Below are 19,069 nucleotides of genomic sequence, written 5' to 3' on the forward strand. Positions count from 1 at the left end.
GGAATAGGGCACGCGCATGGCACAGGGCCGGATGGCCAACCCGCGCCTGCCTAGCACGCCGCAGACGAGCCGTTCAACCCTGCGCGTGATGTGGGCGACGCTGTCGCACCCTGCAGTGCGCCATTCGCAGCGATGGCCGGGCCGGGGACTTGTGAGAACGCCTCCATGAAGGCGCGCAGGCTGGCGGTTTCGATGGCGTCGGCCCGCCGCACGAACTGGGTCGGCATGCGGGCCAGCGCGTCGGGCAGAGGTCGGGCCGCCAGGAGGTCGCGCCAGGGATTGCGCTCGACGACGGCGCGCGGGATGACCGTCACCCCCATGCCGGCGCCGACGCAGCCCAGGATGGCGTCCAGCGCCCCGAACTCCATGACCCGGAAGGGCACGCGCCCGGCCTCGCGCATCGCCATCTCCGCCCGGCCGCGATAGGCGCAGGCCCGGCCGAAGGCGATCAGGGTGCGGCGCGCGGACTCGGTGGTCAGCCCGGCGGCTGGTTCTGCCAGCACCAGCTCCTCGTCGAAGATGCGCCGGGCGATCAGGTCGGGGTGGGCCACCTCGCCGCCGACGAAGGCGCCGTCCAGCCGTCCGGCCAGCACGTCCGCCAGCAGAGTCTCGGTCGGGCCGGGGGTGATGGTCAGCTCCACGTCGGGATGGTCGCGGTGGAAACGGGCCAGGACCGGCGGCAGCCGCACCGCGGCGGTCGATTCCATGCTGCCCACCGCCAGCCGGCCGCCGCGCCCGGCCGCTTCCGCCACCGCGTCGCGGGCCTGGGCGACCAGCCGCAGAACCCGGTCGGCATAGCCGCTGAGCACCCGCCCTGCCGGCGTCGGCTCCATCCCGCGGCTGAGGCGGAGAAACAGGTCGACGCCCAAATCCTCCTCAAGCCGCTTGATCCGCGCGGTGACGTTGGACTGCACGCAGTTCAGCGCCTCCGCCGCCCGGCTGACGCTTCCGGTGTCGGCGACCGCCTTCACCACCCGCAAACCGGCCAGATCCATCGCGAGGCCTCCTTCCACTTCCTGTGCATGGCACCCATCACTGAAAGTGGAGCTTATCATCAGAACAATTCATTGGAAATGAGGGCGGGGCCGCGGTCATGATGGAAGCTAAATCAATCGGCCCGCCGGACGGTTCGTTCTGTCGAACAGTTCCCGGTCAAAGGAGCCGGCCTAAAAAACGAGAGGGCGTGGATCATGGTGCGGGTGCTGGTTGGCGGCCTGATCGGGCTTGCCATCGCAATGGGTGTCGCGCGGTTCGCCTTCACCCCGATCCTGCCGGCGATGCAGGAGGCCACCGGGCTGCGGGCCGACGGGGCGGGGCTGCTCGCCTCTCTGAACTATCTGGGCTATTTCGTCGGCGCGCTGGGCGCCGGGCTGGTGCCGCACGGCGCCACGCGGACGGCGATGTACCGGCTGTCGCTGCTGGTCAGCGTCGCCACCACCGCGGCGATGGGACTGGAGCTGGGCGATGCCGGGCAGGCGATGCCGGTCTGGCTGGTCCTGCGCTTCCTGTCGGGAGTGTCGAGCGCCGGCATTTTCATCCTGGGCATCGCCATGGTGCTGGACACGCTGACGCGGCAGGGCGGCGAACGCTTCGCCGGCTGGCTCTACACCGGGGTGGGGCTGGGCATTGCATCGTCCGGGCTGTTCGTCGCGCTGTTCGGCGAGCGGCTGGGCTGGGCCGGCGACTGGCTGGCCCTGGGGGCGATCTGCGCGGTGCTTGGGCTGATGCCCGGCCTTTGGGTGCGCGACCCGCCGCCGCAGCCGCATACCGCCACGGCCGGGACGGCGGGAGATGCCGGTACGGCACGGCGGGGAGGATTGTCGGCGCCGCTCCTGCTGCTGACGCTCGCCTATTTCCTGGAAGGCGGCGGCTACATCGTGTCGGCCACCTTCCTGGTGTCGATCCTGAAGACCGATCCCGGCACCGCCGCGGTGGGCGAGGCTGCCTGGATGGTGGCCGGGCTGGGGGCGATGGGCGCCGGGGTGTTCTGGGCCGCGGTCGCCCGCCGGTCGAACAGCTGGTGGTCGCTGATCCTGGCGCACCTGACCCAGGCCGTCGCCATCCTGCTGCCGATGACGGGATCGCCGACGGTGGCCGTCATTTCCGCGCTGTTGTTCGGCAGCACCTTCGTCGGCATCGTCTCCCAGGCTTTCGCGCTGGGACGGCAGCTGTCGGCCGGCGCCTCGGCCCGGGTGGTGGGGGCGCTGACCGCCGCCTATGGGCTGGGGCAGATCATCGGGCCACTGCCGGCCGGGCTGGTGGTGACCCGCACCGGCAGCTTCAATGCCGTGCTGCTGGGGGCTGCTGCCGTGGTGGTGCTGGGCGCGCTGCTGCTGGCGCTGGGCATGGTGATCGCCGGGCGGCAGTCGTCGGCGGGGTCGGCATTCGCCTCGCCCAAAGCGTCATAAGGGGAAACGCGTCATGAGGGGAAAAGCTTCGTAAGTATTCGAAAGGTCTGCCTGCGACAATCAGCGCCGGATTTGCTGCGATGCCGTTGTTCTCCCCGATCGTTTGCTTTGGCTACAGTCTGGTCCACAACAACCAGATCCCGGGGGAGTCGATGAAACGCAAGCTGGTTCCAGATGTCGTGAAGTCGCAGGAACTGATCCTGGTGCCGGAGGATACCTCCGTCGCCACGGTGTCGAAGATGATGGCCGACAGGAACATCGGCGCGGTGCTGGTGGTGGACCACGGTGCCCTGATCGGCATCGTCACCGAGCGCGACCTGAACAACAAGGTGCTGTCCAAGGATCTCGACCCGTCGTCGGTGGAGGTCGGTGCGGTGATGACCCGCAACCCCGACAGCCTGCCGCCCGACGCCGACGCGGTCGTCGCGCTGAAGCTGATGCATGACAAGCATTACCGCCACCTGCCCATCACCCAGGGCAAGCGCGCGGTCGGCATCGTGTCGATCCGCGACCTGTTCAAGGTCGCCTACGAGCACCTGATGGCCGAACGCGCCGAGGCGTGACGGTAGAAGGGGGCGTCGCGGCCGGCGCCCCCCTTTTTTCGCCGTCAGTGCGCCGCGCTGCGCTTGCGCCGGGCCAGCAGGTTCAGCGCCTCCACCAGGGTGGAGAAGGCGATGGCGAAGTACAGGTAGCCCTTGGGGATGTGGAAGCCGAAGCCGTCCGCCACCAGCGCCACGCCGACCAGCAGCAGGAAGGACAGCGCCAGCATCTTCACCGTGACGTGACGGTTGACGAAATCGCCGACCGGGCCGGAGGCGAACAGCATCACCGCCATGGCGATGACGACGGCGGCGACCATCACCGGCAGATGGTCGGACATGCCGACCGCGGTGATGACGCTGTCGAGTGAGAAGACGATGTCCAGGAACATGATCTGGATGACCACCGAGGTGAAGGTGGCGTGCTTGGGCGCCGATCCGCCCTCCTCATGGCCTTCGACGGTGTGATGGATCTCCAGCGTGCCCTTGGCCAGCAGGAACAGGCCGCCGAGGATCAGGATCAGGTCGCGGCCGGACACATCCCAGCCGGCGACGGTGAACAGCGGCTGGGTCAGCTGCGCCACCCAGGCGATGGAGGCCAGCAGCGCCAGGCGGGTCAGCAGCGCCAGCGCCAGGCCGACGCGCCGCGCGCTGTGCTGCCGTTCGGGCGGCAGCTTCGACGCCATAATCGAGATAAAGATGATGTTGTCGATGCCCAGCACGATCTCCAACGCGGTCAACGTCAGAAGGCTGGCCCAGACATTCGGGTCGGAGAGGAGTTCGAGCATGTAGGGGCGGGGCTCCGGCGGTCAGATGGCGGCAGTCAGGTGGCGGTGGCCAGATGGGTGCAACCGGCAGGTTTCACGCCGGCACCGCGGGGCGCCAGCGTGACCGCGACCACATGAGGTCGGCTTCGGCCCGCTGCAAGGGGGCCAGTTCCATTTTCCCGCCTGTCTGCTCCCCTGGCTTGCCGGTGTTTTGCGGGTGTCTTACCGCCCTTTTGCCGCCGATCCCGAGACCGTGCGTTTCATCTCCAGAAGGCTGCGGTCCGCTGTCCTGCCGCCGTGCCGGGGATACGGCCGAAAGGGGCGGGGTCGGCGTGCTCCACCTCCTGCCGCTCGACGGTCCGTCGGGTGGCCGTGATGCTGTCGGTCCGCTCGCTCCAGGCGCGCCGGCGGATCGCCATCTGAAGCCGGCAATCCTGGGAGCAGTAGAAGGGCGCCGGACCGCGGGCGGACGCGCGGACGAAGGGCCTGCCGCAGCAGGCGCAGTAAAGTGTGGTCATGGTCGTTTCCTCCGGAACGGGCGGCCGTTTGCCGGCCTTGTCCAGAGCCTTGCGGCTGATCGTCCAACGGATGACCGGCCGCAAGGCTCTTCTGATGCTGTTGGGTGAATTGTGTCGGCTGGCCTCAGGCATCGCCAGCGATCAAAAGACATAAGCCCGGCTCACCTCAAGTATTCGACGTCGGAATTTAGAGCGGCAGCAGCAGCTTAGATGCACAGGCGCGTCAATTCGCCGCGATGCTCTGCCGCTCATCCAGGCAGGGATTTTTCGACAGTCGCGCCTTCCAACGGAAGCCGGGCAGTGCCATTTATTCCTTTCGGTCAACTGTGCGGAAAGACGAGACGCGATGACGCTGAGACGCCTCGCCACCTTCCTGAAAACCGAAAGCGCCAGCGGCGTGGTCCTGATGATTGCGGCGGTGCTTGCCCTGCTCTGGGCGAACTCGCCGGCAGCCCCGCTGTACGATGCGATCCTGGCGATCAAGGTGGCGGTGACGGCCGGCGGCGTCGGATTGGATAAGCCGCTGATCCTGTGGATCAACGACGGACTGATGGCGATCTTCTTCCTGCTGGTCGGGCTGGAGATCAAGCGCGAGGTGCTGGAGGGAGAGCTGTCCAGCCCGGCCAAGGCGATGCTGCCCGGCATCGCGGCGCTGGGCGGCATGGCGGTGCCGGCGCTGGTCTATTGCCTGTTCGCCCAGGCCGAACCGGGCGCCCTGCAGGGCTGGGCGATCCCGGCCGCCACCGACATTGCCTTCGCGCTCGGCGTGCTGGCCCTGCTGGGCAACCGGGTCCCCAGCAGCCTGCGCGTCTTCCTGCTGGCGCTGGCGATCATGGACGACCTGGGCGCCATCGTAATCATCGCCATCTTCTACAGCCACGGGCTGGTGCCGCTGGCGCTGGGTCTGGCGGCGGCATCGGCGGTCGGTCTGTGGCTGCTGAACCGGGCGGGGGTGCGGTCGCTGACGCCCTATCTGGTGCTGGGACTGGTCCTGTGGGTGTGCGTGCTGAAATCGGGCATCCACGCAACGCTTGCCGGCGTGGTGCTGGCCTTCGCCATTCCCCTGCGGGTCAAGGACCGTGCCGGCAAGCGGGCGCCGGACGCGCCGCTTTATCGCCTGGAGCATGCGCTGCACCCTTGGGTGGCCTTCCTGATCATGCCGGTTTTCGCGCTCGCCAATGCCGGCGTGCCGCTTGATGACATCACCCCTGCCAGCCTGCTGGAGCCGGTGCCGCTGGGCATCGCGCTCGGCCTGTTCCTGGGCAAGCAGGCGGGCGTCTTCCTGGCGGTGTGGATCGCCGTGCGGACCGGCGTGGTCGAACGGCCGGCCCGTGCCAGCTGGGGCCAGATCTACGGCGTCGCCGTGCTGACCGGCATCGGCTTCACCATGAGCCTGTTCATCGGGACGCTGGCTTTCGCCGATCCACATCATGCGGTGGCGGTGCGGCTGGGCGTGCTGACCGGCTCGCTCGCCTCGGCGCTGGCCGGCTATGCGCTGCTCCATGCCGCCGGCAGTGCACGGGCGCGGGAAGTGGCCCGGGTAAGCTGAGATCCGCCGGACCGGCATCGCCTATGGGATCGCCGCAGGCGGCAGGCCGGCATGGTGTCCTTTGGGTACGCGAACTTTGTGCCCGGAGGGTGGAACCGCTGGGGGGATTGGCGGGTTCTTTCCTTGCGGGGAGTCGCGCTGCGGGCGCGGGACCGCCAGATGGGGGGGACATGCGATGATCGACGCCATCCGCACACGCCGGCACGCCGTTGCCGAAGCGCCGCCGCCGCCGGGCGGGGCGGGCGGCTCGGTTCCCATCGATTTCCAGCGGCTGGAGCGGCTTCGCCGCCTGACCCGGCTGATGGACACCCGCTGGCGCATTCCCTTCACCCGCATCCCCATCGGGCTGGACGGCATCGCCAGCGTGGTGCCGGTTGCCGGCGACACGGTGACGGCGGTCGTTTCCGCCTACATCATCATGGAGGCCGCCCGCTTCGACCTGCCGAAGACGCTGGTGGCCCGCATGGTCTTCAACGTGCTGCTGGACTGGGCGGGCGGGTCGGTCCCGGTGCTGGGCACCGTGTTCGACATCGCCTTCAAGGCCAACCGGATGAACATGAACCTGCTGCACGAGCATCTGGAACGGCGTCTGGCCGCTGCCGCCGCGAAGCGCTGAAGCGGCAGCCGCCAAAAAGGGGGCTCTTTCCGATCTTGACGTGGATCAAGGCAGGGGTGGGGTGGCTGCGGCACTCTGTCGCTCATGAACGCCATCACCGCCCTGGCCGTTTCGCCGGCCCCCGCCAACCCGTCCCATTCCCATGGTGTCGCCCACGGTGTCGACGCCGCACTGCTCGCCAAGTATGACGGGCTGCGGGTGCCGCGTTACACCAGCTACCCGACCGCGCCGCACTTCACGCCACAGGTGAACGGCGACGTCTATGGTGGCTGGCTGGAGGCGATCGAGCCGTCCCGCTCGGGATCGCTCTACCTGCATGTCCCCTTCTGCCAGAAGATGTGCTGGTACTGCGGGTGCCACACCAAGATCGTCGCCCGCTACGAGCCGATCGCGGAGTATCTCGACCATATGCGGCGCGAGATCGCCATGGTGGCCGACCGCATTCCCGGCCGTCTGGCGGTGCGCCACATCCATTTCGGCGGCGGCACCCCGACCATGATGGCGCCCGACGATTTCGAGGCGATGATCGCGCTGCTGCTCAAGCGCTTCGACGTCGCCGACGATGCCGAACTGGCGGTAGAGATCGATCCCCGCACCCTGACGTCGGAGATGGCGGCGGCACTGGGCCGCGCCGGGGTCAACCGCGCCTCGCTGGGCGTGCAGGATTTCGACGAGACGGTGCAGCAGGCGATCAACCGCGTCCAGCCGCGCGCCGTCACCGAGCAGGCGCTGGCCTGGCTGAAGGATGCCGGCATCGCCAGCGTCAACCTGGACCTGATGTACGGCCTGCCGCACCAGTCGGTGGAGAGCGTCGCCCGCTCCGCCGAGATCGCGCTGGAGATGGCGCCCGACCGGCTGTCGGTCTTCGGCTACGCCCATGTGCCGTGGATGAAGACCCACCAGAAGAAGATCGACGAGTCGGTTCTGGCCGGTTCGCTCGGCCGCTGGGAGCAGTTCGCCGCCATCGCCGACACGCTGTCGGCCGCCGGCTACAGCGCCATCGGTCTCGACCATTTCGCCCGTCCCGGCGACGAACTGGCGGTGCAGCAGGAGGAAGGGCGGCTGGGCCGCAACTTCCAGGGCTACACCACCGACGATGCCGAGACTCTGCTGGGCTTCGGCTCCTCCTCCATCGGCGCGCTGCCGCAGGGCTACGTTCAAAACGCGGTGCCCTTCGACCATTACGCCACCGCCATCGTGGAGGGCCGCCTGCCCACCGGCAAGGGCATCGCGCTGACCCAGGACGACAAGGTGCGGCGCGACCTGATCATGCGGCTGATGTGCGACCTGTCGGTCGACACCGCCGCCATCGCCCGTGCCCACGGCTTGCCCGAGTCCGCCTTCGACGCGGAACTGGAGGGCATGGCCGATCTGGTCGCCGACGGCGTCGCGGTGGTGGACGGCCGGCGCATCCATGTGCCGGAGAGCGCCCGTCCGTTGATGCGCATCGTCGCGGCCCGCTTCGACACCCACCTGTCCAAGGGCGCCGGACGGCACAGCCGGGCGGTTTGACGGCATTCGGAGAAAGTCGGGCGGAGAAAGTCGGGCAAAAGAAAAGGCGGCCGGCGCCACCCGCCGACCGCCTTTCCCCGTGCCGCGCATCCGAACCCACAAGGCTACGCGGCAACCTCGTTGATGCCCTGCATCAATGTCCGCAGCATGTCGCCGCTGAGGCGGTTGGACGTGACGCCGCCCGTCTGCTGCTGCATGCCGCCATAGGCGGCCATCCGTTCCTGTTCCGACACATAGCCGTCCTTGTTGGTGTCCAGCGGGTCGTAGCCGGTCGTGCCGCCGGCTGCCGAGCTTGAAGACGCCGAGCTTGAAGCCGCGGAACTGGAGGATGCAGAACTGGAGGACACGGTCGAGGACGTGCTGCCGCTGTCCGAAGCGCCGGAAGTGCCTGTGTCATTGGCGGGCGGCGGCGGGGGCGGCGGGCGGTTGGCGGCGGCCTGCTTCAGCGCGCTGCTCAACTCGTCCTGGGAAATCGACCCGTCCTCGTCGCTGTCGAGGCTGCTGAACAGCGACGCGGCATCGGTGCTCGACTGGCCGGCGGAGGTCAAAACGGACGTCAACTCGTCGGTGCTGATGCCGCCGCTGCTGTCGCTGTCCAGGCTGGAATAGAGGTTCTGGGCGAACTGCTGCTGCATCGCGCTCGCCTGCTCCTGCGCCGCCAGCAGGGTGCTTCCGCTGCCATAGTCGAACTGGCTGGCGAAGGAACTGAACTCGGTCGTGCTGAGCGAGCCGTTGCTGTCGCTGTCCAGGCTGCCGATCAGGCCGTCGACGGCGGACGACAGTTTTCCGCTGTCGAAAGCGGCCGAGGTGCCGCCGAGCGCGCCCAGCAACTCGTCCTTGGACAGCGACGAGTCGCTGTCGGCGTCCGCCTTGGAGAAGAATTTTTGAAGCGTCGCCGCGCTGTTGGAACTGCCGAGGGAGGAGATCATGGCCGGATGCCCCCGTAAGGTGCCGTCGTGATGGTCAAGATACGCAGGGCGGCCTGGCACTCCTGCGCGGAACGGCGTCGGAAAAGATCGGATTTGAGATAATTCTTCAAGGCCGGGAGGTGCGCCTCAAAAAGCGCATAGCGAATCCGGCTGCGCTGCGGTGGCGAAGAGGGGGCTGCCTCCTGTATGGTCGCGCCGAAGGTCCACAACCCACCCGTTTACCCTCTCCGTTCGTCCCGTTCCTGCAAAGCACCGTTCCATCTCAAGGTGAGCGATGATCCGGCGTCTGCGTACCCTTCCCTTGATGGTGGCCTTGGCCACGCTGATGGTTCCCGGCTGCATGCCGTACCAGCGGACCCCCAATCCGCCGACCGTGCGGACTGCGCCCGATACCGGAACCGGGCTTGAGCCGATCTACGGGGAGTGGCAGGTGGACAAGCCGACGCCGGCCTATGCCCAGCCGGCGGGCGGCTCGGGCGTCATCGCCACGCTTGGGTCGGGTCAGGCGGTCACCACGCTGGGCCGGGTGCGCAACAGCGACTGGGTGGCGGTGAAGGTTGGCGGGTCTACCGCCTATGTCCGGCTGCATCTGCTGAGCCTGAAGGGCAACACGCCGCGCGGCACCCGCGGCACCTCCACCACCCTGGCGAAGCCCGTCGACAATGCCGGCCCGACCATCAAGGCTGCCCCGCGCGGCAAGATTGGCGCGGCGCCAATCGCCAACTGATCCCAGCGACGGCTGACTGCAGGACAGGCGGCCCGAAAACAAGACAGGAGTCGCAGACTCCCCCTCGACACGAGTTCATGATAGAACATATCAGGAACATATACCTGTCGAGCGGAGCCGAGTCATGCCTGTCCCATTGACCCCCTCCCGATCTACGGATGCGGCGCCGCGCGACCGTGCCGGATTGCTGGCCGAGCTGCGCGCACGCATCCGGCGGATCGAGGGAGCGGGCGGGGAAGGGGGGCGGACCCTGGCGTTCGGCATCGATTCGGTCGACGGCCATCTGCCCGACGGTGGGCTGCCGCTGGGCTGCCTGCATGCGGTGGCGGCGGACGACCCGGGGACGGGCACCGGATTCGCCGTGGCGCTGCTGGCCCGGCTGGCGACCCCGAAAAGGCCGGTGCTGTGGATCCTGCGCGGGCGCGACCTGTATGCCCCGGGACTGGCGGCCTATGGGCTGACGCCCGACCGGCTGGTCGCGGTGCGAGCGGTGCGGCCAGTCGATGCGCTGTGGGCGATGGAGGAGGCGCTGCGCTGCTCCACCCTGTCGGCGGTGCTGGGCGAGTTGGAAGGGCTGGACTTGACCACCAGCCGGCGGCTGCAGCTTGCCGCCGAGTCGTCGGGGGTGACCGGATTCCTGATGGACGCGAGCGCTGGCGTATCGGGCGGGCGCAACCGGCGGATGGCGGACCAGCCGATGGCAGGCGAGCGAGCGGAAGGGCTCAGCGCCGCGGTGACCCGCTGGCGGCTGGATGCCGTCCCCAGTCTGGATGAGGAGGGGGATGCGGCACCACGCCCGGCTGGAGGCCCGCCGGGGCTGGGAATGCCGCGCTGGTCGGTCATGCTGGAGCGCTGCCGTGGCGGGCGCCCAGGCTGTTGGACCCTCGCCTGGGACGGGCAGGGCTGGCACGATGTGGGGAAAGAGGATCGAAGCGGCCTTCGGCAGACCGCAGCACTCGAGTCGGAGCTATGGCCGGCCGGGCGGCCGATGTCCGACAACCGACAGGGTCGTTTGTCGGATCACCGCAAACCGGCCGTCTCCAGGCTGACTGCTGGTCAGTAGTCGGTCGCCCAGTCTGGCTCGCGGCGGCCGGGCTGCTCCGACCCGTCCGGCTCGGTCATCCAGCGTGGGTCATCCGCGTCCATCGGGGCGTAGAGCGGCAGCTGGCGGGCGAATTCCGCGCTGTCGGCATCGCGGCGCTGCTTCAGCAGGCGGTCGGCAAGGTGGGCGGGCAGCATGGCAGGTCTCCTTCTGAGCGCCGGATGGCACCGTGGATCAGCCTGACTAAGGCCGATCCTGGCCCACCCGTCGTCCTGTTTGCCTGGATAATAACTACGCAAGTTCCAGGCCAGCTGTTAAGCGCGTCACACGAGTTCCATGACACACGACTAAGTCTCTACAAACGGTTTATACGAAGCCACTTGAACCCACATGAACAGGTATGACACGAGGGAGTCTTGATAGGGGATCTGTCGTACGCGCCGTGGCGGCCATCGCTCTTCGGTGAGCATCGCCGGCCTCGGTGTGAGATGTGTTCCCTTCCGCGTCGTTCCAACCCATATTCGCGGCCAATCCCCTTCAAGGAATGCGTACCTCCCATGCACAGCGCCACCGCCCCCGAATCCTGCCCGACCTGCCTAAAGCCTAATCACCTGTGCATTTGTGAGGCAGTGCAGCCGATCGACAACGGCGTCTTCCTGCTGATCCTGCAGCATCCGCAGGAGAAGCGGGAAAATCTGGGCACCGCCCAGATCGCCCATCTGCAATTCACCAATTCGATGGTGAAGGTCGGGTTGAGCTGGCCGGGCCTGAAGCGCATCCTGGGGCGGGAGGTCGATCCCAAGCGCTGGGGCGTGCTGTATCTCGGTCCGGTGAAGGATGGCGGCGCTCCTCGACCGGAGGTGGGGGTGGTCGACAGAAATGGCCAGCCGCTGCGCGACAGTGCGGAGATCCTTGAGGAGCTGCAAGGCGTCATCGTCCTGGACGGCACCTGGAGCCAGGCCAAGACCCTGTGGTGGCGCAATGCCTGGCTGCTGAAATGCCACCGCATCGTGCTGAACCCGCAGTTCCGCTCGCTCTATGGGCAGGCGCGCAAGGAGCCGCGGCGCGACAGCGTCTCCACCCTCGAAGCCGGCGCCTTCCTGCTGTCGCGGCTGGAGGGGGACCAGACCATCATGGACACTGCGCTGAAGCCCTTCTCACTGCTGCTGAAGAAGCTGCGGACCCGCCGTCCGCGTCCGGCGCTGCCGACCGACGCCGATGCTCCGGCGGCTGTTTCCGACGACGAGGGGGATGAGGAGGCCTGACGCTCGTTCGCGCGGCTGCAACCAACCGGCGGCTGCGCCGTTGATGATGGGTGAGAGGGCCGGCGGCGTCCGGCCGCATCGCCCGTCATCAACGGAAGAAGGAGAGGGTACGTGCGAGGCATCCTGCTGTGGCTGGTCGGCATTCCGATCCCCGTCATCCTCCTGCTCTACCTGTTCAACATTCTTTGATTGGCCCCGCTTCGGCCGGGTTGACGGGGCCGTGGCGCCCGGTGCCAAATGCTGGCCGCAAATCCCTTCGATTTTCTTCCCCCGCAATCGAACGAGAGAATGATGGCCAGCGATTTCGTGCCTTTCGGCCTGACTGTCTGCGGTCTCAGCGAGCTTTGTAATTTCGGCGGCGGCAAGGTCAGCCATGTGCTGTCGATCCTCGACCCCGACATGACGGAGCCGAGCGAGTTCGGCGACTATGGCGAACATGAACGGCTGGAGCTGCGTTTCCACGACGTCATCGAGCCGACCCAGGGCCAGATCGCGCCGGAACGGTCGGACGTGGAACGCATCCTGGCCTTTGGCCGCGACCTGCTGGCCGAACCGGTGGGTTGCCGCCATTTGCTGGTCCATTGCCATGCCGGCGTATCGCGGTCCACCGCAGCGCTGACCATGATCCTGGCCCAGGCGCGCCCCGAGCTGCCGGCGGCCGATGCGGTGGGGGCTGTGGTCGCCATCCGGGCCCAGACCTGGCCCAACCTGCGCATGATCGAGTTCGCCGACGATATTCTCGGCCGCAACGGCGACCTGATCGCTGCCGTGCGCCAGCGCCACCGCACGCTCGGCAAGCAGCGTCCGGAACTGGTTCAGTTCATGATCGACAATGGCCGCATCCGCGAGGTCGAGGATCTGATCGACTGAGGGGACGGATGCCGCCCCTCAGCCTGTGCCTGCAACAGCCGGTCCTCAATAACCTGCCGGCTGGCCGCCGAAGACGCCCTTCGCCCAGGCGCCGATGCGGTGGCGCCACTGTTCGTGCCAGATATAGACGCCGCCCTTGACCCAGTTCATCTGGATCGCGCGGCGCTGGCCTTCGAAGGGATAATGGCCGTGCCAGGAGGTGTCGCTGCGGCGGAAGCACATCAGGGTGCCTTCCTCCGGCGGGACCTCGGCGGCGTAATCCTCCAGGTTCTGGGAGCGCAGGATGCGCAGGCGACCACCGGTCGCCTCCCAGGGCGGGTTCATGTAGATCAGCACGGTGATGACCTTGCTGGCCGAATCCGGATGGATCTTGCCGTCGGTCGGCCGGCACATGCCGCGCGCCGTGAACATGGTCGGATACTTCGACAGATTTAGATCGAACTTGTCGGAGAAGGCCTTGCAGACCTCCGGCCCCTTCAGTTCGGCGATCATGCGGTCGAAGCTCGGCCCCTGGGGGAAGACGCCCAGCGGGATCGAGCCGGGCTTGTCCACCTTGGGATAATCGCGGTGCAGCTCTTCCAGATACTCCCGCTTCACGAAACCCGGAACGCACAGGAAATCATAGGGATCGTGCTGCAGGGGGGTAGCGCGGAACTTGTCCAGATCAAGCATGGACATGGGTACGAGACTCCCAAAGAGCGTGCCGACGGTGGCTTTGCCCCCCAAAACCGGCGTCACTTAAACACGGCGGAAGTTTTATGCAACAGGTTTGTCGGGGAAGCACAATTCTTGCCGCGCCCGCCATTCGGGACCGACATAGTTCACGATGATCGATTTGCGCACCCCGTCGATTGAACGTTTCTCGAAGCCATGCCAAGTGTTGCTTCCGGGGATGAAGATCAGCCCCTCGTTGAAGGCGTAGGGCGCGCGGGCGACGACCGTCCGGTTCTCGTCCAGCACGTCGGTGCCCCAGTGCGAGCAGTTCGGCCCCTTCGAGAGATAGATCAGCATCGTGTATTTCTTAACGCCGATGTCGGTGTGCGGCTCCAGCCAGAAGCCGTCGGTGTCCTGGCAATATTCGATGCGCAGGCTGGTGCCGGTTAGGTCGACGTTGCAGGTCTTCTGGATCGCGTCCACCACCGGGCGGCTCTGGAAGGCCTGGGCCATCGTCTCGCACACCGCGTACCTGCCGCGGTTCTCCTCGCCGAAATAGGTGCGCGACGCGTTGTTGGTCTCGCGCTTGCCATAAGTGTCGGACACCGGGGGCGGTCCCCAGGGCAGATCGGCGATTGCGTCGGCGGACTCCTCCGGCAGCGCCTCGGACAGCAGCCAGTGATTGTAGGGCTGGTCGAACAGCCGGCTGTTTTCCAGGCAACGCAGGAAAGAGGCGGAAACGGCGTCGGGAGTGGTCATGGCGGCGGAAGTTCCGGATGGAAGGACGGCCCCGGACCGTGTTTGGCGGAACGGCCGGTTTGCCAGCGCTTATGGCATGGCCGGCGACCGAACTCCGCAGCAAACCGGTCGTACCGGCGGGGTGTGCGCATTGGTCGCGCCGCACCCCGCTCTCCCGTTACGACAGGCCGAATCGCCTGCGGTGGGCGGACAGGCGGCGGCGCACCTCCTCGGCCACCACCTCCGTCTCGTTCAGCGGCGCATAGTCCCAATGGTCCAGGGAGCCGTCGAAGGGCCGTGCGATACCGTCCTGGTAGAGACCGTTATGGAAGGCGCGGAACTTGGGCGATCCGCCCTCCAGTTCGATCACATAGACCGGCTTGCCGGTCGAGCAGGCCTCCGAAATCATCGAAACGCTGTCGCAGGTCACCACCACGGCGTCGGCGAGGCCGAGATAGGCGAAGTAAGGATTCTCGCCGGTGCCGTCCCACACCTCCGCCGGCAGGCCGGACAGGCGGGCGCGCAGGATCGCCTCATTGTCGGCACCGGTGCGGCGCGATGGGGTGACCATCAGCCCGGCATCATGCGTGCGAGTCAGGTTGGCCAGCCGTTCGGCCACATCGCCCATGATGGTGGGCGTCAAGCGGTAGACGCCGTTGTCGCCGCCGATCAGCACGGCGATGCGCGGGTGCGGCAGGTGCGCCAGACGCGGGGCGAAGCGTTCGGCCGCGTCGGCCAGGATGGCGGGCGTCACCCGGTGCAAGGCGCCGCGGGTCACCATCACGTTGTCGCCGCGCAGCTTGTCGTGGCGCGGCACGACGATCAGGTCGAAGTGACGCGGGTTCATCACCGGATCCTGGATCTGGACGGTGAAGGTCCGGCCGCCCGACTGCTGGCGCACCGCCAGCGAGACGGCGATGGACTGCCGCCCGGTGCCGATCAGCAGGTCAGGCCAGGGCGGCTCCACCTGATCGCCCTTGGGGCCGGCGGCGAATCGGTTGCCGATTCGCCAGTAGGGAGTCAGCTGGCGCCAGGGCGTGCGCAGATGCACGCGCTTGACGACCGGCGTCAGGCCAAGCGACTCCGCCAGACCGATGCACTGGTTTTCCATGCCGGCCTTGCCGTCCGACACAACCCAGCAGGTCAGAGGCGCACTGGTCAGAGGTTGCATGAGAACCCGGATCGTTGAAGCTTCGAAGGGAGGGAAGCCCCCGGGAGGGAGGGCTGCGGCGAAAAGACCGTTATCGGGGTTGCTCGCCCTTGCGGGGGTTTCCGTCTTGGCGTAGACACCATGCCCGTGTAATATCCTTTCTCCAAATCATCCCCGGAGCGACCGAGTAAACCATGCGGCGGGTCAAACTCGACCGAATTGACCGTCGGATTCTGCGCGATCTGCAGAACGACGGCCGGATGACCAATGTGGAGCTTGCCCGACGTGCCGGCATCTCCGCTCCGCCCTGCCTGCGCCGCGTCCGCGCGCTGGAGGAGGCGGGATTCATCCGTGGCTACCACGCCGACGTCAACCCCGATGCACTGGGGTTCGGCGTCACGGTGTTCGCCCAGGTCGGCCTCAGCAGCCAGGCCGAAGCGGACCTAAAGAAATTCGAGGAGCTCGTCAACAGCTGGCCGCTCGTGCGTGAGTGCAACATGCTGGCCGGCGAATATGATTTCGTCCTGAAGATCGTGGCGGAGGACTGGGACGACTACCAGCGCTTCCTGACGACCAAGCTGACGGCGGCGCCCAACGTCGCCCATGTGAAGTCGGCCCTGTCGATCCGCACCAGCAAGCACACCCCCGGCGTTCCCATCGACGTCGATTCGCCCGACATCCCGGAAGGGAACGAGGACGACGAGGAGGATTACGTCGAGGACGAGACGCCCGCCCGCGCCACCCGGCGCTGAGCGGGCCCTACGCGGTCTACCCCAACTCGTTCTACAAGGAAGATGCGGCGAGTGCCTGGATCAGGCCCGCCGCCGCTCCCCCCGTCACCACCCAGTGGATGGCCACCACCCGGCGGGTCAGCGCGTAAAGCGCGCACAGCATGATCGTCCAGGCCCAGATCAGGCTGCCTGCCGTATGCTGCCCGTCCGGCAGCAGCACCGCCATTCCCAGATAGACGCCCAGGTTCAGGATCACCCCCACCACCGCCGCGGCGATGGCGGCCAGCGCCCCTGCGGCCAGACGGTTGTGGATCAGGCGCTCCAGATAGGGGGCGCCGGCGAAGATGAACAGGAAGCAGGGCAGGAAGGTGACGTAGGTCGTCAGCGCCGCTCCCAGCGTTCCCGCCAGCGCCGGCGACAGCGCGCCCGGCCGGTTCCAGCCGGCGAAGAAGCCGACATATTGCGTGACCAGGATCAGCGGCCCCGGTGTCGTCTCGGCCAGCGCCAGCCCGTCGATCATCTCCCGCGGGCTGAGCCAGCCATAGCTGTCCACCGCCTGTCCGGCGATGTAGGGCAGCACGGCATAGGCGCCGCCGAAGGTGATGAAGGCGGCCTTGGTGAACAGCGCCGAGATGCCGCGCCAGGGATCGGCGCCGAAGGCCAGCAGGACCGCCCCCACCGGCACCGCCCACAGAACCAAGCCCACTACCAGCAGGGCAAGCAGCCTGCCAGTCTTCGGAGCAGGCTCCGCCGTCAGGTCGGCGGCGGAAGCGTCGTCGCCCGCCGGATGGGGATGGGCGAACCAGTGGCGGCCCGTGCGCGCCGCCACCCCGCCGATCACCGCCGCGACGCCGATCACCAGCGGGAAGGGCAGGTGCAGCACCGCCAGCGCCAGGAAGGCGGCACCGGCCAGGGCGACGGCGGCCGGCCCCTTCAGCGTGCGGCGGCCCAGGCGCCAGACTGCGGCGGCGATGATCGCCACCACCGCCGGCTTGATGCCGTCGAACAGCGCGCCGACCAGCCCGGTGTCGCCATGGGCGGCGGCGATCCAGGACAGGGCCAGCAGCACCAGTGCGCCCGGCAGCACGAACAGCCCACCCGCCACCAGCCCGCCGCGCCCGCCATACATCCGCCAGCCAATATAGGTGGCGAGTTGCTGCGCCTCCGGCCCCGGCAGCAGCATGCAGAAGTTCAGCGCGTGCAGGAACCGGGTCTGATCGATCCAGCGGCGGCGGTCGACCAGCTCGCTCTGCATCATCGCGATCTGCCCGGCCGGACCGCCGAAGCTGGTCAGACCCAGCCGCAGCCAATAGAGGCAGAAGGCACCGAAGGACGGGAGGGGGGAGGGGGAATCGCTCATCGTCCCGCAGCTTAGCTCAAACGCGGCGGCAGGGCAGCTTTCGCCATCGGGTTGGGGAGCTGGCTGGCTGGCGGACGGCGTGTCCGCGGGGACAAATGCCGGGCGCCCATGGCCTTCCGCATCGCGGAGGTTTAATATTGCAACCGCGAGCGCCGCCGTCGGGGCAGGCGCCGGAGGTCGGGGACGCTGCAGAATGAAGGCTTCCACCCGCGGTCTTGCGGCTGTGTTGGGGGCGGTGCTGTATGCCGGTGCCGGGGGGATCGCGGCGGGCGCGATCGCGGTTGGGGGGCTGACCCTGTCGGTGGCGCCCGCACAGGCCGCGGTCGGTGTCCATGCCGAGGAGATCGTGCGCTTTCCGTCCGTCGACGGGGATTTGACCGGCGGCACGCCGACGATGCTCAGCGGCCGGCTGCTGCGCCCGGCCGGCAACGGTCCGCACCCGGCGGTGGTGATGCTGCATGGCTGCGGCGGCCTCTATGCCCGCAACGGCCGGGTGTCGCCGCGCCATGTCTGGTGGGCCACTCACCTGCAGCGGCAGGGTTACGAGGTGCTGATGGTAGACAGCTTCGGTCCGCGCGATGTGGAGGAGGTCTGCACCACCGCGCTGAAGGACCGTACCGTCCGCGCCACGGTGGAGCGCAAGCGCGACGCCTGGGCGGCGCTGGCCTTCCTGCGCAAGCGGCCGGAGGTGGACCATGACCGCATCGGTCTGATCGGCTGGTCGCAGGGAGCGAGCACCGTGATGGTCGCTTATGGCGCCGGCGAGGATGGACCGGCCGGGACCGAGGAGGGCGGCTTCCGCGCCGCCGTCGCTTTCTACCCCGGCTGCAAGGCGGCATTGAGCAAGGAGGATTGGCAGCCCGACGGCCCGCTGCTGCTGCTGGTCGGCGGCAAGGACGACTGGACGCCGCCGGAGAGCTGCGTCGAACTGTCCGGGCGCGACGGGGTCAAGGGCAAGGTGGATCTGGTGGTTTATCCCGACGCCTATCACGGCTTCGATGCGCCGGACGCGCCGGTGCGCAAGCGCAAGGACCTCGCCACCGCCCCCGGGGGCACCGCCCATGTCGGCACGGACGAAGACGCCCGCTCGGACGCGATCCGGCGGGTGAACGACTTCTTCAAGGAAAAGCTTGGGGGATAAAAGGGGCAACCGCCCTCTCCCGGGGTGGGAGAGGGCGGTTGAAACGTCAACGGAACTCGACCGAAACGATCTCGTACAGCTTGGAACCGCCGGGGGTGGACACCTCGACGCTGTCGCCGACGGACTTGTTGATCAGGGCGCGGGCCAGCGGCGCCTGGATCGACAGGAGGCGGTTCTTGATGTCGCTCTCGTCCTGGCCGACGATCTGATAGGTCGTCTCCTCGTCCGTGTCCTGGTCGGCCAGGGTCACGGTCGCGCCGAACTTCACGGTGTTGCCGGTCAGCTTGGCCGGGTCGATGACCTCGGCACGGCTGATCTTGTCCTCCAACTCCAGCACACGGCCTTCGATGAAGCTCTGACGTTCGCGCGCCGCGTGATACTCGGCGTTTTCCGAAAGGTCGCCATGTTCGCGGGCTTCCGCGATGGCTTTGATGACCGCCGGGCGTTCGGTGATCTTAAGGTGCTTCAATTCCTCCTGGAGGCGGTTGAAGCCCGCCGCTGTCATCGGAACTTTTTCCATGTTCGGTCCATCACCGCTTGCAGTCGTTCGACC

21 protein-coding genes are annotated in these 19,069 nt (G+C 67.6%); 11 read left to right on the top strand and 10 right to left on the bottom strand.

Going from position 1 to position 19,069, the window contains the following annotated elements:
• Positions 1-50: 50 nt before the first annotated feature.
• A complete protein-coding gene (locus ABNQ38_RS24445) occupies positions 51-995 on the bottom strand; it encodes a LysR substrate-binding domain-containing protein (protein WP_377808433.1) in 945 nt (314 codons plus the stop codon).
• A gap of 195 nt (positions 996-1,190) precedes the next feature.
• Between ABNQ38_RS24445 and ABNQ38_RS24450 the strand changes: the two genes are divergently transcribed.
• The gene (locus ABNQ38_RS24450) at positions 1,191-2,408 is read left to right on the top strand and encodes a YbfB/YjiJ family MFS transporter (RefSeq protein ID WP_377808434.1); all 1,218 of its coding nucleotides are present in this window, start codon (positions 1,191-1,193) and stop codon (positions 2,406-2,408) included.
• Positions 2,409-2,560: 152 nt separating this feature from the next.
• On the top strand, positions 2,561-2,971 hold the full coding sequence (locus ABNQ38_RS24455; protein WP_377808435.1) for a cyclic nucleotide-binding/CBS domain-containing protein: 411 nt from the start codon (positions 2,561-2,563) through the stop codon (positions 2,969-2,971).
• Between the two features lie 44 nt (positions 2,972-3,015).
• Here ABNQ38_RS24455 and ABNQ38_RS24460 read toward each other — a convergent pair whose 3' ends face one another.
• Both ABNQ38_RS24460 and ABNQ38_RS24465 read right to left on the bottom strand, forming a co-directional pair.
• Positions 3,016-3,735, bottom strand: a complete 720-nt coding sequence (locus ABNQ38_RS24460; protein ID WP_377808436.1) for a TerC family protein — start codon at positions 3,733-3,735, stop codon at positions 3,016-3,018.
• Positions 3,736-3,974: 239 nt separating this feature from the next.
• Positions 3,975-4,232 (bottom strand): hypothetical protein, encoded by a 258-nt coding sequence (locus ABNQ38_RS24465; protein WP_377808437.1) that lies wholly within the window; start codon positions 4,230-4,232, stop codon positions 3,975-3,977.
• A 346-nt stretch (positions 4,233-4,578) separates the two neighbouring features.
• Between ABNQ38_RS24465 and nhaA the strand changes: the two genes are divergently transcribed.
• From nhaA to hemN, 3 genes are all read left to right on the top strand, one after another.
• Positions 4,579-5,781, top strand: coding sequence for a Na+/H+ antiporter NhaA (nhaA, locus tag ABNQ38_RS24470; protein ID WP_377808438.1), 1,203 nt, complete (start codon positions 4,579-4,581; stop codon positions 5,779-5,781).
• A gap of 175 nt (positions 5,782-5,956) precedes the next feature.
• Positions 5,957-6,397 carry a DUF4112 domain-containing protein gene (locus ABNQ38_RS24475; protein ID WP_377808439.1) on the top strand — a complete coding sequence of 147 codons (441 nt, stop codon included), beginning with the start codon at positions 5,957-5,959 and terminating at the stop codon, positions 6,395-6,397.
• Positions 6,398-6,481: 84 nt separating this feature from the next.
• A complete protein-coding gene (hemN, locus tag ABNQ38_RS24480) occupies positions 6,482-7,909 on the top strand; it encodes an oxygen-independent coproporphyrinogen III oxidase (protein ID WP_377808440.1) in 1,428 nt (475 codons plus the stop codon).
• Between the two features lie 104 nt (positions 7,910-8,013).
• On the opposite strand, the gene ABNQ38_RS24485 is transcribed toward hemN, so the two are convergent.
• Positions 8,014-8,838 (bottom strand): EF-hand domain-containing protein, encoded by an 825-nt coding sequence (locus ABNQ38_RS24485; RefSeq protein ID WP_377808442.1) that lies wholly within the window; start codon positions 8,836-8,838, stop codon positions 8,014-8,016.
• A 274-nt stretch (positions 8,839-9,112) separates the two neighbouring features.
• Between ABNQ38_RS24485 and ABNQ38_RS24490 the strand changes: the two genes are divergently transcribed.
• A complete protein-coding gene (locus tag ABNQ38_RS24490; RefSeq protein ID WP_109048111.1) occupies positions 9,113-9,565 on the top strand; it encodes an SH3 domain-containing protein in 453 nt (150 codons plus the stop codon).
• Positions 9,566-9,689: 124 nt separating this feature from the next.
• On the top strand, positions 9,690-10,628 hold the full coding sequence (locus ABNQ38_RS24495; RefSeq protein WP_377808444.1) for an ImuA family protein: 939 nt from the start codon (positions 9,690-9,692) through the stop codon (positions 10,626-10,628).
• Here the strand turns inward: ABNQ38_RS24495 and ABNQ38_RS24500 are convergent.
• Positions 10,622-10,804: a hypothetical protein gene (locus ABNQ38_RS24500; RefSeq protein WP_109048109.1), complete on the bottom strand. Its 183-nt coding sequence runs from the start codon at positions 10,802-10,804 to the stop codon at positions 10,622-10,624. The genes ABNQ38_RS24495 and ABNQ38_RS24500 overlap by 7 nt on opposite strands.
• Positions 10,805-11,164: 360 nt before the next feature.
• Between ABNQ38_RS24500 and ABNQ38_RS24505 the strand changes: the two genes are divergently transcribed.
• Positions 11,165-11,872 (top strand): tRNA-uridine aminocarboxypropyltransferase, encoded by a 708-nt coding sequence (locus ABNQ38_RS24505; protein WP_377808446.1) that lies wholly within the window; start codon positions 11,165-11,167, stop codon positions 11,870-11,872.
• Positions 11,873-12,160: 288 nt separating this feature from the next.
• Positions 12,161-12,742: a tyrosine phosphatase family protein gene (locus ABNQ38_RS24510; RefSeq protein ID WP_377808448.1), complete on the top strand. Its 582-nt coding sequence runs from the start codon at positions 12,161-12,163 to the stop codon at positions 12,740-12,742.
• 45 nt (positions 12,743-12,787) lie between these two features.
• Here the strand turns inward: ABNQ38_RS24510 and ABNQ38_RS24515 are convergent, their stop codons facing one another.
• From ABNQ38_RS24515 to ABNQ38_RS24525, 3 genes are all read right to left on the bottom strand, one after another.
• Positions 12,788-13,420 (bottom strand): 2OG-Fe(II) oxygenase, encoded by a 633-nt coding sequence (locus ABNQ38_RS24515; RefSeq protein WP_377808450.1) that lies wholly within the window; start codon positions 13,418-13,420, stop codon positions 12,788-12,790.
• Between the two features lie 78 nt (positions 13,421-13,498).
• The gene (locus tag ABNQ38_RS24520; RefSeq protein WP_377808451.1) at positions 13,499-14,155 is read right to left on the bottom strand and encodes a 2OG-Fe(II) oxygenase; all 657 of its coding nucleotides are present in this window, start codon (positions 14,153-14,155) and stop codon (positions 13,499-13,501) included.
• A gap of 157 nt (positions 14,156-14,312) precedes the next feature.
• Positions 14,313-15,305: a mitochondrial fission ELM1 family protein gene (locus ABNQ38_RS24525; protein WP_377808453.1), complete on the bottom strand. Its 993-nt coding sequence runs from the start codon at positions 15,303-15,305 to the stop codon at positions 14,313-14,315.
• A 173-nt stretch (positions 15,306-15,478) separates the two neighbouring features.
• On the opposite strand from ABNQ38_RS24525, the gene ABNQ38_RS24530 reads away from it, so the two are divergent.
• Positions 15,479-16,036 (top strand): Lrp/AsnC family transcriptional regulator, encoded by a 558-nt coding sequence (locus ABNQ38_RS24530; RefSeq protein WP_377808454.1) that lies wholly within the window; start codon positions 15,479-15,481, stop codon positions 16,034-16,036.
• Between the two features lie 31 nt (positions 16,037-16,067).
• On the opposite strand, the gene chrA is transcribed toward ABNQ38_RS24530, so the two are convergent.
• Positions 16,068-17,375: a chromate efflux transporter gene (gene chrA, locus ABNQ38_RS24535; RefSeq protein WP_377808455.1), complete on the bottom strand. Its 1,308-nt coding sequence runs from the start codon at positions 17,373-17,375 to the stop codon at positions 16,068-16,070.
• Positions 17,376-17,568: 193 nt separating this feature from the next.
• Here chrA and ABNQ38_RS24540 point away from each other — a divergent pair, with 193 nt between their 5' ends.
• The gene (locus ABNQ38_RS24540) at positions 17,569-18,516 is read left to right on the top strand and encodes a dienelactone hydrolase family protein (RefSeq protein ID WP_377808457.1); all 948 of its coding nucleotides are present in this window, start codon (positions 17,569-17,571) and stop codon (positions 18,514-18,516) included.
• 46 nt (positions 18,517-18,562) lie between these two features.
• On the opposite strand, the gene greA is transcribed toward ABNQ38_RS24540, so the two are convergent.
• Positions 18,563-19,036, bottom strand: a complete 474-nt coding sequence (gene greA / locus ABNQ38_RS24545; RefSeq protein WP_063633617.1) for a transcription elongation factor GreA — start codon at positions 19,034-19,036, stop codon at positions 18,563-18,565.
• Positions 19,037-19,069 lie beyond the last annotated feature (33 nt).

Origin of the sequence: Azospirillum sp. A29, from assembly GCF_042604625.1 — a bacterium.
Taxonomy (GTDB): domain Bacteria; phylum Pseudomonadota; class Alphaproteobacteria; order Azospirillales; family Azospirillaceae; genus Azospirillum; species Azospirillum palustre.